This is a genomic window from Kutzneria sp. 744 (genome assembly GCF_000568255.1).
GTDB lineage: Bacteria > Actinomycetota > Actinomycetes > Mycobacteriales > Pseudonocardiaceae > Kutzneria.
Window position 1 is genome coordinate 6,669,890 of the sequence record NZ_KK037166.1, and the last position, 11,634, is coordinate 6,681,523.

Here is an 11,634-nt window from a genome sequence, read left to right on the forward strand (position 1 = left end):
TTCCCGGGGTGGAGGACGAGACTACCGACAACGGCAGCGTGAACAACGACGTCAGCGGGTCGGTCGGCGGCCACGTCTTCCAGGGCCGCAAAGTCGTTGTGAATATCAACAACACGCCCCAGCTACCCAGGCCGCCCAAGCCGAAGGTGTCGGAGTACATACGGTCCTTGTACGACGCCATCGAGAATGCGTTGGACGATCTGGGCGACCAGCCGCTCGTGGTGGTCGGCCCCGATGCGGTCGCGGTGGTTCGGTTCTGGGCCCGTCATGCCGGCGAGGGGCATTTCCGGGGAAAGACGTCAGAGATCGACTTGGAGCCGCGGTCCTGGCGCGAGATCAAGAGGTTGCCGGAGCATCGCACTCTGGTGCTGTTGGTGAACGCGACGACTCTGACCGACGTACGCGAGTGCATCGCACGGCGGATCTGGGCCAAGGGTGCGATGGTCGTGGTCGCGACCCGGCACAACCTGCCGGAAACCGAGGGCATGCGGGTGCTGCGGACCTCGCGGGTGCGGTCTCGAACCGCCAAGTCGGCCGTGCTCCCGTCCAAGCTGCGCTACACCCTCTACCCGGCGAGGTTCGCCATCCCCGCCGCCTTGGCGGACCTGGTGATCGTGGCGAACAACGCCCAGCCTCTGCCGGGCTTCGTGGTAGCCCTGCTTGCCATGCTCACGGCCGGCGTCGCCGCCTTGATCGGGCATGCTTTCGGTCGCCTACGGAGGAGATTCCGCCCACCCACTGGCGGCCGGCTGTCCATCAGCCCGGGCGGCATTCTCCTGTGTCTGGGCTCCGACATTAAAGAATTTCCTTGGCAGGTAATCGAATTCGTCGCGGTGGTGCCGAGGGACGGTGTCCACGCGCTGCTGCTGAAAACCCGGGGTCTTGACCGGCTGGGGCTGGGCGTCGAGGGAATCGTCGGTCTCTGCCTGGTCGGCTTCACCGGACTGTACAGCGATCAGCCGGCGGTGGGCGCCGACCGCCGGGCCCTGTTGAACGCCCTGAGGCTCTACTGGACGGGGCTGGTGCTCGACACCCGCGAAGCTTTGGTGGCCCGGGACAAGAAGCTGGGGGACCGAGTGTGGCCCGGTCCCTGCAGCGCCTAGAACTGCACGTTGGTCAGGACCATCACGCGCTCTTCGGTGAAGTCGGCCATCGCCGAGCGCAGGCCCTCGCGGCCGAAGCCGGAGCCCTTGACGCCGCCGTAAGGCATCTGGTCGGCGCGGTAGGAGGGCACGTCGCCGACGATGAGGCCGCCGACCTCGAGCTCGGAGGCGGCACGGAAGGCCAGTTGGAGGTTGTGGGTGAACAGGCCGGCCTGGAGGCCGTAGGCGGAGTCGTTGACGGCGGCGAGGGCGGCGTCGTCACCGTCCACAACGGACACAGTCAGCACGGGGCCGAACACCTCCTCGGCCCAGACCTTGCTGTCGTGCGGCACATTGGCCAGCACGGTGGGCTCGATGGTGGCCCCGGCCCGGTGACCGCCGGCCAACAGCTCGGCACCGGCGGAGACGGCCTCGTCGACCCAGGAAGCGACCCGCTCGGCGGCGGCGGTGTCGACGAGCGGCCCGACCTCGACGTCGGGGTCGTGCGGGTCGCCGGTGATCAGGTCGCGGACGCTGGCCACCAGGCGCGGCACGAAGTCGTCGGCGATCGAGGCGTCGACGATCACGCGCTGCACGGCGATGCAGGACTGGCCGGCCTGGTAGTTGGCGAACAGGGCGATGCGCTTGGCGGCGAAGTCGAGGTCGGCGTCGGAGTTCCAGTCGCCGGCGACCACGGCGGCGGCGTTGCCGCCCAGCTCCAGCACGACGTGCTTGCGCGGCACCGAGTCCATGATCGACCAGCCGACCGGCCCGGAGCCGGTGAACGACACCACGGGCAGCCGCGGGTCCTTGACCAGTGCGATGGTCTCCTCGTTGCCCACCGGCAGCACGGAGAACGCGCCCTCGGGCAGGTCGGTCTCGGCCAGGATCTCACCCAGGATCAGCGCGGACAGCGGCGTGCGGGGCGCCGGCTTGACGATGATCGGGGAGCCGACCGCCAGCGCCGGCGCGACCTTGTGGGCCACCAGGTTGAGCGGGAAGTTGAACGGCGCGATGCCCAGCACCGGACCCCGGGACACCCGCCGGACCAGGGCCAGCCGGCCGTCGGCCGCCGGGTCGGTGTCCAGCCGCTGCATCTCGCCGGTGAAGCGCCGGGCCTCCTCGGCGGCGAAGCGGAAGGTGGAGATGGCCCGGTTGACCTCGCCGTCGGCCCACTTCAGCGGCTTGCCGTTCTCGGCGGTGATCACCTCGGCGATCTCCTCGCGCCGGGCGGCCAGCTGCTCCGAGACGTGCATCAGCGCCCCGGCCCGCAGGTGGGCGGGCGAGGACCGGAACTTCACGGCCACGTCGGCGGCGGCCTGCACGGCCCGTTCCACCTGCTCGGGCCCGGGCACGGCGACGGAGGCCACCTCGGTGCCGTCGTACGGGTGGCGAACCAGCAGCTCGGTCGCGCCCTGCTCGGCGTGTCCGGCGATCCAGCTCGGGCGGGGCTTGGCCTCGATCGCGTCTTCCATAACCACACGATATGACCACCACAGCCCGTCACGCCGGTGGCCATCAGGTACAACGAGCCAGGTCAACCCCTACAAAGTGTCCTGTGCAGGTCGGGCACAGCCGACGCGTGCGCCCGATACATCACGTTGTGCTGTTCTGCACGCTGCGTGACGAAGCGGGGATCCTGCTCGACCAGCTCGGCCATCCAGATCAGATGCGCCGCCAGGTTGTCGGCCACGCCCAGCCGAGTGGCCGGCGAGGCGTCGTAGGCGTCGCAGAACAGGGCCGCGCCACGCAGCTGCTCCTCCAACGGCCGGTCCAGGTCCATCAGGGCAAAGCGATAGACGCCGTAGGCCACGTCGTACCAGCGCGGAGCCGGCCGGGCCCAGTCGAAGTCGATCACGCCGACGGCAGTGTCCCCGGAGAAGGCCAGGTTGTACTGGGCGAAGTCGCCGTGGCAGAGCACCTCCGCCGGCTCGATGGCCGGGCACTGCCAGCCACCGCCGGCCACGAAGCCGACCGTGGCGTCGTGGTACCGCCGCAGCAGCCGGGCCGAGCTGACCACGGCCTCGTCGCTCATCGGGAAGTGGTGACCAACTTCACCTGAGACGTACGACAGCACTTCTCGGCCGTCACCATCAAAGCCGAACGGCACCGGCGCACCTGAGAAGCCGGCGTCGGAAACGTGGCGCAGCAAGGCATGCACGCGTGATGACCAAGGTCCCGAAGGCCGGTGGACGCGGCCGTCGATCAACCAGACCGTGTTCAGACCGCCGCGCAGTTCCACCCGGTGCACGCTAGCCAGGGTCGGAACTGGGAAGATAGCGAATATCCCCGCTACCAGGAGGTCCGCTGATCGTGAGCCGACCCGTGCTCGTCGTCGACTTCGGCGCGCAGTACGCCCAGCTGATCGCGCGCCGGGTGCGCGAGGCGCAGGTGTACTCCGAGGTCGTTCCGCACACCGCGACCGTCGCAGAACTCGTGGCCAAGGAGCCGGTGGCCATCGTGCTGTCGGGCGGCCCGTCCAGCGTGTACGCCGACAACGCGCCGCAGGTGGACCCCGCCCTGTTCGAGCAGGGCATCCCGGTCTTCGGCATCTGCTACGGCTTCCAGGCGATGGCCCAGGCCCTCGGCGGCGTCGTGGCCCACACGGGCGCCCGTGAGTACGGCCGCACCGACCTGACCGCCGACGGCGGCGTGCTGCACGAGGACCTGCCGGCACACCACCCGGTGTGGATGAGCCACGGCGACAGCGTCACCAAGGCCCCCGAGGGCTTCACCGTGACGGCGAGCAGCGAAGGCGCTCCGGTCGCGGGCTTCGAGAACGTGGACCGGCGCTTCGCCGGCGTGCAGTACCACCCCGAGGTCGGGCATTCGCCGCACGGCCAGGAGGTGCTGCGCCGTTTCCTGCACGACATCGCGGGTATCCGTCCGCAGTGGACAACCGCGTCCATCGTGGACGAGCAGGTCACCCGGATCCGCGAGCAGGTTGGCAACGGCCGGGCCATCTGCGGCCTGTCCGGCGGCGTGGACTCGGCGGTGGCGGCGGCGCTGGTGCAGCGGGCCATCGGTGACCGCCTGACCTGCGTGTTCGTCGACCACGGCCTGTTGCGGGCCGGCGAGCGCACGCAGGTGGAGCGGGACTTCGTCGCGGCGACCGGGGTCAACCTGGTCACCGTGGACGCCCGCGAGCGCTTCCTTTCAGCGCTGGCCGGAGTCAGCGACCCGGAGCAGAAGCGCAAGATCATCGGCCGCGAGTTCATCCGCGTGTTCGAGCAGGCCGCGCAGGACCTCCAGGACAAGGAGCAGTACGACTTCCTGGTCCAGGGCACGCTCTACCCGGACGTGGTGGAGTCGGGCGGCGGCGCGGGCACGGCCAACATCAAGAGCCACCACAACGTCGGTGGCCTGCCCGAGGACCTCCAGTTCAAGCTGGTGGAGCCGCTGCGCGCGCTGTTCAAGGACGAGGTGCGCCGGGTCGGCCTGGAGCTGGGCCTGCCGGAGACCATCGTGCACCGGCAGCCGTTCCCCGGCCCGGGCCTGGGCATCCGCATCATCGGCGAGGTGACGGCCGAGCGCCTGGAGATCCTGCGCGCGGCCGACGCGATCGCCCGCGAGGAGCTCACCTCGGCCGGCCTCGACCGCGACATCTGGCAGTGCCCGGTGGTGCTGCTGGCCGACGTGCGCAGCGTCGGCGTGCAGGGCGACGGCCGCACCTACGGCCACCCGGTGGTGCTGCGGCCGGTGTCCAGTGAGGACGCCATGACGGCGGACTGGACGCGGCTGCCCTACGACGTGCTGGAGCGGATCTCCACCCGGATCACCAACGAGGTGGCCGACGTGAACCGCGTGGTCCTCGACGTGACGAGCAAGCCCCCCGGCACCATCGAGTGGGAGTGACCTGATGCAGGGAAGGACGCCTTACCCGCGTTGAACGAGGGTAAGGCGTCCTTCCCCGCATGAAGAAGGCCCCTGCCTCGGCAAAGGCGGGGGCCTTCTCTCACTTCCGGGCGGATGGTCTGACCGTCCACATGAGAATCAGCAGTCCGACCAGGATGGCCCCGCCGGCGACCAGGCCGGTCACCCCGAACGGCAGGTCGGCCATGCTGCCGTCGGACAGCGCGTAGGCCATGGCGAACAGGCCGCCGATGCCGAACAGCAGGCTCACCAGCCGGGGACCGCCCCGGCGCTCGATGTCAGCCACGGTAGACCTCCACATCTCCGGCGCCCGCGTGCACGTCGAGGTGCAGGGTGCCGACCGCGTTGGGCACGTTGTCCACCACGTGCAGGTCGATGTCGCGCCAGTCCTGGCTGCGGTTGAGGCAGCGCACGTCGCCGACGTCGGCGGTGCAGGTGACGTCCACATTGACGTTGGCCGGCACGATCACCCGGGCCTGGCCGGCGTCGACGCTGACGGTGGTCCGCGCCGGCTTCTCCTTGTCGAACTTGAAGTCCGTCAGATCCAGCCGCACGTCGCCGAACGACCGGGCGTAGCTCGCTTCCAGCGTGTCGGTCGGGTTGGCCCGCAGGTCGCCGAAGCCGGAGCCGCCGCCGTTGGGCGTGTTGGTCAGCGCCACCGCGGCCACCCCGACCAGCACGGTCGGCACGATCAGACCGCGGCCGCCGCGGACGAACGCGCCGATCACCAGGCCGCCGGCCAGCACGCCGGCCACGATGCCCAGGATGTGCGGCAGGGTCAGCCAGCTGGCGCCGAGACCGGCCCGGAAGATGAGCAGGGCGGCGGCGGTCAGCACGGCCAGGCCCATGGTCACGCCGCCGACCGGCGAGTGGCGCTTGCGCGGCCGCACCACGAGGGTCTTGTCCTCGTCGTCGCCGGTGGCGAGCTGCGTGGTCACCGGCGCATTGGGATCGTGCAGGTCCCACTGCAGCGGGGACGCGCCCAGCGGGTCCCACTCGGCCGAGGCGGTGGCGCCAGTCGCATAACTGGGCGCGGTCATCGTTCCCCCTGAAGTCGTTGTCGGCGCGCCCGGCACACCCAGTCCGGCGCGGTTGCGGTGCAACAGGAACAGCCCGGCCAGCAGCGCGGCGGCGCTGAACACACCGCTGAAGAAGCCGAACTGCCCGTTCCACAGCCAGGTGACGGCGGGAATGCACAGCACGGCCAGCAGGATGGTCAGCCCCCGCGACATCGAGCTGCGACCCTGGCCGAGCATGGCTTCCAGACCTGAGGCCTCGTCGTTCTCCTCGGCCAGCGTCAGCCAGGCCAGCAGGTAGAACAGGACGCCGGCGCCGCCCCACACGGTCGCGACGACCAGTGCCACTCGCACGATCACCGGGTCGATGCCGTAACGCCGCCCGATGCCGGCCGCGACACCGGCCACCATCCGACCCTGCCGCGGACGCCTCGGGCGGGTGGCCCAGAAGTCCGCGACCAGGTGCTCGATGTTGATCCCGGAGTGCTTGGTCGTGTTCACGGTGACGAGCATGCGGCCTGGCGACCTCGTGCGGCATCCGGGAGCCCCCTGAATCAAACCCCGGGGCTCGTCCCTGATGGCTACCCGCACCTGTGCGTGTGACCATTCCGGTGTGAGTTCGCAGCAGCTGGTCGAGGAAGAGAACGCGACACCGGAGGTGTTCGCGGACCGCAGGCTGCGCCGCAGTGGCGCCCACAAGATCGCCGGCGGTGTCGCGGGCGGTCTGGCCGAGCACCTGAACGTGCCGGTGATCTGGGTGCGCGCCGGGTTCACGGTGCTGACCGCCATCGGTTTCGTCGGGCCGCTGGCCTACGTGCTGCTCTGGATGTTCGCCGCGCAGGCGCCGCCGGAGGAGCGGGCCTCGGAGATGGACGCCAAGGAACGCCAGCAGGGCATCGCGCTGCTGGCCCTGGGCATCGGCCTGTTCATGGTGATCACGGTGCTCAGCGGATCCCTGGCCCAGTGGTTCATCGTGCCGACCACGGTCGGCATCGGCGGGGCGGCGCTGGTCTGGCGTGAGGCCGACGAGGCGCAGCGGCGCAAATGGCGTGACGGCGCGCGGACCGGCGTGACCGGCTTCTTCGGCGAGGGCAGCGCCAAGGCCCGGCTCCGGATGATCGTCGGCGTCCTGCTGGTGTGCGGCGGTGTGGGGCTGTTCCTGTTCCAGCAGGTCTCGCCGGGGCTGGTGCCGCCGGTGCTGATCGCCATCCTGGCCACACTGGTCGGGGTCGGCGTCATCACCGTGCCGTGGTGGCTGCGTCTGGTCCGCGACCTGGACGACGAGCGCAGCGCCCGCATCCGTGACCAGGAGCGGGAGGAGATCGCCGCCCATCTGCACGACTCGGTGCTGCAGACGCTGGCGCTGATCCAGAAGCAGGCCGAGAGCCCGCGCGAGGTCGTCAAGCTGGCCCGCAGCCAGGAACGGCAGCTGCGGACCTGGCTGTACGGGCCGACCGGCTACGGCCGGGGCCGGGCCGCGGCGGCCGAGGCCAACGAGGCGGCCGACGCCCCGGTCACCTTCGGCACCCTGCACGAGGCCATCGCCGTGGCCTGCGGCGAGGTCGAGGACACCTTCGACGTGTCGGTGGAGCAGGTTGTCGTCGGCGACTGCCCGATGAACGTCCGGCTGACCGCGCTGGTGCAGGCGGCCCGCGAGGCGATCGTCAACTCGGCCAAGCACTCCGGGGTCGGCGAGGTCAGCGTGTACGCCGAGATCGAGCCGGACACGGTCACCGTGTTCGTGCGGGACCGGGGCAAGGGCTTCGACCCCGAGCAGGTGCCCGACGATCGGCACGGCCTGGCCGACTCGATCCGGGGCAGAATGGACCGGCACGGCGGGAAGGTCCGGCTGCGCACGTCGCCGGGGGAGGGCACCGAGGTGCAGCTGGAGATGCCCCGCAAGAAGGAGGCCAAGGCATGACCACGCCCGAGCAGGACCGCAAGCCGGTGCGCGTGTTCCTCGTCGACGACCACGCGCTGTTCCGGGCCGGGGTGCGGGCCGAGCTGGCCGCCCACGGCCAGGATGTGGAGGTGGTCGGCGAGGCCGGCTCGGTCGGCGAGGCCGTCGCCGGCATCGAGCACCACCACCCCGACGTCGTGCTGCTGGACGTGCACATGCCCGACGGCGGCGGCGCCGAGGTGCTGCGCCGGGTCCGCCCGGCCAACCCGTCGGTGGTGTTCCTGGCGCTGTCGGTGTCCGACGCCGCCGAGGACGTCATCGCCGTCATCCGCGGCGGCGCGCGGGGCTACGTCACCAAGACCATCTCCAGCCAGGAGCTGGCCAAGTCTGTGCGCCGGGTGGCCGAGGGCGACGCTGTCTTCTCGCCGCGGCTGGCCGGCTTCGTGCTGGACGCCTTCTCCGAACGGCCCGGCGCCGCCCCCATCGCCGACCCCGAGCTGGACCTGCTGACCCCGCGCGAGCGCGAGGTGCTGCGTCTGCTGGCCCGCGGGTACGCGTACAAGGAGATCGCGTCGGAGCTGTTCATCTCCGTGAAGACCGTGGAGACCCACGTCTCCAGCGTGCTGCGCAAGACTCAGCTGTCGAACAGGTACGAGCTGTCCCGCTGGGCCACCGACCGCCGCTTGGTGTGACGGCCGTACTCCTCCAGCTTCAGCTCCATCTCCAGCGTGTCGATCACGTGCGCCACGGTGTGTGTGCCCTCCGGCCCGCCGCCGCTGTGCACGCCCTTGCCGGGATGCCAGAAGATGGCTAGTCCCGCGACGACCGATGCCCCGATGACCACTGCCCACAGCATGTCCACGCTCCCCGAATCCGTCCCACACCAGCCAACGGATCCGGGGAGCACGCGGTTCAGTGTTTTTGCCGCGCGTTCCGCGCGGGGCGGGTTCGCCTCTAAGCCGGTGCCTTCCCTTGGCTGAGCTCGATCGATGGACAGACTCGATCGAGCTCAGCCCGCGGTCCAGGCACCGGCGCGAACCCGCACTACATGTTGTTAGCGGGCCGTGCTGGGTAGCGGTGCCAGCTCCTTGACTGGCTCGGGCGTGACAACCCTGGCCTTGCGCTTGGTCAGGCCGACGCCGGCCAGCACGATCACCATGCCGGCGACCTCGCGGATGGTCAGCGCCTCGTGCAGGAAGAGCACGCCGAGCAGCACCGACACCACCGGCAGCAGGTAGGCGACCATCGAGGCGGAGGTCGGGCCCTCCTTGGCGATCTGCGCGTGCTGGATGAGGAACGCGAAGCCGGTGCCGAACACGCCGAGCACGACGACCGCCAGCAGCGCCGGCACGTCCCAGCGGATCGGCTGGAGGCCGTCGAAGGGCAGGACCAGGGCGGCCATCACGGTGGCGACGAGCATCTGGGCGGCGGCCAGGCCGCCGGGGGCGACGCCCCTGTTGGCCAGGAACCGTCCGGCGTAGACGACGCCGACGCCGTAGCTGGCCGCGGCGACCAGGCAGACGGCCGCGCCGCCGATGTTGACGCCGGTGGCCTCCCACGGCGAGAAGATCACCAGCACGCCGGCGAAGCCGATCACCACGCCGAGGATCGTGTTGAGGCCGAGCCGGCGCACGCCGGCGCCGAACAGCAGCGTGCACGGCACCGCCCACAGCGGCGTGGTCGAGTTGATGACGCCGGTCAGGCCGGAGTCGATGGTCTGCTCGCCGATGGCAAAAAGCGTGAACGGCAGCACGTTGGCGAAGAAGACGTACACCACGAGATGGCCCCACATGCGGCCGCCGCTGGGCAGCGCGGTGCGCCGGAACAGCGCGATCGCGCCCAGCACCAGCGCGCCCAGCGCGACGCGGGCGAACACCATCTGGCCCGGCGACAGCGCGTCGAGGCCGAGCTTGATCCACAGGAAGCTCGAGCCCCAGATCAGGGCGAGCGAGACCAGTCGAAAGAGGCTTCCCGGAGTTGTCACAGCACTAAGCTTGCGGTCTGTGAAGCATCAGGACAAGTGAAATAAACTTCAGAACGTTTAAGCCGACCTGTAGTGTTGGGGCATGCTCGACGTGCGCAGGATGCAGGTGCTGCGGGCCGTGGTGACCAGCGGGTCCATCACCGCGGCCGCGACCAATCTCGGCTACACGCCGTCCGCGATCAGCCAGCAGATCACCGTGCTGGAGCGGGAGGCCGGGCTGCCGCTGCTGGAGAAGGTCGGCCGGGGCGTGCGACCCACTGCGGCCGGCAAGCTGCTCACCGATCACGCCGGCACCATCGCCGAGAACCTGGCCGAGGCCGAGCGGGCGCTGGCCGACCTGCGCGAGGGCCGCACCGGCCGGCTGCGCGTGCGGTACTTCTACACCGCCGGCGCCGGCCTTGTGCCGCAAGCGGTTGCGGAGTTCCGCAAGGAGCATCCGGCCGTGCAGCTGGACCTGGCCAACGTGGAGCCACTCGACCCGATCCACGAGGCGGCGGCCGGCCGGGCCGATGTGTCCATTGTGGTCCTGGCTGAGGGGAAGATGCCGCAGCTGTCGGGAATCCAGCTCGTCCACCTGCTCGACGACCCGTACACCGCAGTGCTGCCCGAGGGGCATCCGTTGGCCGACAAGGACGTTCTCGACCTGGCCGACCTGGCCGGCGAGCCGTGGGTGGACAACGAGTACTACTCGGAGAGCTGGACCTGCCGGCAGATCCTGCTCGACGCCTGCGCGTGCGCCGGCTTCAGCCCGAGCTTCTCCTTGCAGTGCAACGACTATCAGACCGCGCAGGGCTTCGTCGCCGCCGGCCTGGGCATCAGCATGGTGCCCCGGCTCGGGCTGGGCACCGTCGTCGCGGGCTCCGTGGTCCGCCCGGTCCGCCGGCCCGAGCCCATCCGCCACATCTACGCCGCCGTGCCCGAGTTCACCGCCGACCAGCCGGCCACCGCCAGCCTCCTGCGCTGCCTCCGCACCGCCGCCGAGAAATGGACCCCCTGACGCAGGGAAGGACGCCTTACCCGCGTTCAACGAGGGTAAGGCGTCCTTCCCTGCATAAAGGTCAGTCGGGCAGCGACTGCTTGCTCTGGCTGTCGATGAGCAGCTGGCCGTCCTGCACCACCAGCGTGAAGACGTCGGCTTCCTTGGTGGTGTTGCCGGCCTTGTCCTTGTACGTGACCACCGCGCTGACCTTGTCCTTGCCGGCCGCGGTCACCTTCGTGGCCTTGACCTCGTCGACGCCGGCCCAGAACTGGCGGTAGGAGTCGGCCCCGCCGGAAGCCTGCTGCATGTTCGGCGTGAGGTGCTGGAACGCCTCGGCCGAGTTGTCCGGCAGCAGCTGGTAGTAGCCCTGGACGGCGTGGACCAGATCCGTGGGCGACGGGCCGTCCGGGGTGGTCGTGGTGACTGTCGTGGTGGTGGTGGTCGTGGTGGTCGTCTTTTTCGTCGACGTCGGTGCCGTGGAGACCTCGGTCGGCTGGTTGTCCGTGGTCAGCGAGGGCTGCACGGGCGGGTTCTGCCCGTTGGTGTCGGCCCGGCTGTTGCCGCCGCCGGAGAGGGCGTTGGCCACGAGGATGCCGACGACAGCCGCCGCCACGACGGCCAGCGCGGCCAGCAGCATGGGGCGCTTGCTGGTCTTGCGCGGCGTGGGCGGCATGGACTGCTCACCTGGTCTGAGACCGGGCGGCCGCGTGTTCGGGCCGGAGCCGTTCATCCCGGTGCCCATGGGGCCACCGCCGACCCGGGTCGGCTGCCGGTCGAACGGGCGGTCGTCGAGGCGGGTC

The 11,634-nt window shown here is 70.3% G+C and carries 11 protein-coding genes and 1 pseudogene; 5 read left to right on the forward strand and 7 right to left on the reverse strand.

Annotation, left to right across the window (positions count from 1 at the left end; genetic code table 11):
- The first annotated feature begins 8 nt into the window (after positions 1–8).
- Positions 9–1,103: a hypothetical protein gene (locus KUTG_RS30460; protein WP_043721639.1), complete on the forward strand. Its 1,095-nt coding sequence runs from the start codon at positions 9–11 to the stop codon at positions 1,101–1,103.
- Here the strand turns inward: KUTG_RS30460 and KUTG_RS30465 are convergent.
- Positions 1,100–2,557 carry an aldehyde dehydrogenase family protein gene (locus KUTG_RS30465; protein WP_043721643.1) on the reverse strand — a complete coding sequence of 486 codons (1,458 nt, stop codon included), beginning with the start codon at positions 2,555–2,557 and terminating at the stop codon, positions 1,100–1,102. The two genes, KUTG_RS30460 and KUTG_RS30465, sit on opposite strands and share 4 nt — an antisense overlap.
- 62 nt (positions 2,558–2,619) lie before the next feature.
- A complete protein-coding gene (locus KUTG_RS30470) occupies positions 2,620–3,117 on the reverse strand; it encodes a phosphotransferase (protein WP_052395583.1) in 498 nt (165 codons plus the stop codon).
- A gap of 275 nt (positions 3,118–3,392) precedes the next feature.
- Here KUTG_RS30470 and guaA point away from each other — a divergent pair, with 275 nt between their 5' ends.
- Positions 3,393–4,937, forward strand: a complete 1,545-nt coding sequence (guaA, locus tag KUTG_RS30475) for a glutamine-hydrolyzing GMP synthase (RefSeq protein ID WP_043721646.1) — start codon at positions 3,393–3,395, stop codon at positions 4,935–4,937.
- 100 nt (positions 4,938–5,037) lie between these two features.
- On the opposite strand, the gene KUTG_RS30480 is transcribed toward guaA, so the two are convergent.
- Together KUTG_RS30480 and KUTG_RS30485 are read right to left on the reverse strand one after the other, a co-directional pair.
- Positions 5,038–5,241 (reverse strand): hypothetical protein, encoded by a 204-nt coding sequence (locus KUTG_RS30480; RefSeq protein ID WP_043721648.1) that lies wholly within the window; start codon positions 5,239–5,241, stop codon positions 5,038–5,040.
- Complete coding sequence (locus KUTG_RS30485; protein WP_198047361.1) at positions 5,234–6,472, reverse strand: PspC domain-containing protein; 1,239 nt, start codon at positions 6,470–6,472, stop codon at positions 5,234–5,236. Before KUTG_RS30485 ends, KUTG_RS30480 begins: the two co-directional genes overlap by 8 nt.
- Before the next feature lie 112 nt (positions 6,473–6,584).
- On the opposite strand from KUTG_RS30485, the gene KUTG_RS30490 reads away from it, so the two are divergent.
- Positions 6,585–7,892, forward strand: a complete 1,308-nt coding sequence (locus KUTG_RS30490) for a PspC domain-containing protein (RefSeq protein ID WP_369794531.1) — start codon at positions 6,585–6,587, stop codon at positions 7,890–7,892.
- Complete coding sequence (locus tag KUTG_RS30495) at positions 7,889–8,563, forward strand: response regulator (RefSeq protein WP_043721655.1); 675 nt, start codon at positions 7,889–7,891, stop codon at positions 8,561–8,563. Before KUTG_RS30490 ends, KUTG_RS30495 begins: the two co-directional genes overlap by 4 nt.
- On the opposite strand, the gene KUTG_RS30500 is transcribed toward KUTG_RS30495, so the two are convergent.
- Positions 8,506–8,727, reverse strand: coding sequence for a hypothetical protein (locus KUTG_RS30500; RefSeq protein WP_157494867.1), 222 nt, complete (start codon positions 8,725–8,727; stop codon positions 8,506–8,508). The genes KUTG_RS30495 and KUTG_RS30500 overlap by 58 nt on opposite strands.
- 198 nt (positions 8,728–8,925) lie before the next feature.
- Positions 8,926–9,855 (reverse strand): DMT family transporter, encoded by a 930-nt coding sequence (locus KUTG_RS30505; protein WP_043721659.1) that lies wholly within the window; start codon positions 9,853–9,855, stop codon positions 8,926–8,928.
- Positions 9,856–9,937: 82 nt separating this feature from the next.
- Here KUTG_RS30505 and KUTG_RS30510 point away from each other — a divergent pair, with 82 nt between their 5' ends.
- Positions 9,938–10,852 (forward strand): LysR family transcriptional regulator, encoded by a 915-nt coding sequence (locus KUTG_RS30510; RefSeq protein ID WP_043721661.1) that lies wholly within the window; start codon positions 9,938–9,940, stop codon positions 10,850–10,852.
- A 61-nt stretch (positions 10,853–10,913) separates the two neighbouring features.
- Here the strand turns inward: KUTG_RS30510 and KUTG_RS30515 are convergent.
- Positions 10,914–11,634 (reverse strand): annotated as a pseudogene (locus KUTG_RS30515) (hypothetical protein); the annotation flags it as partial.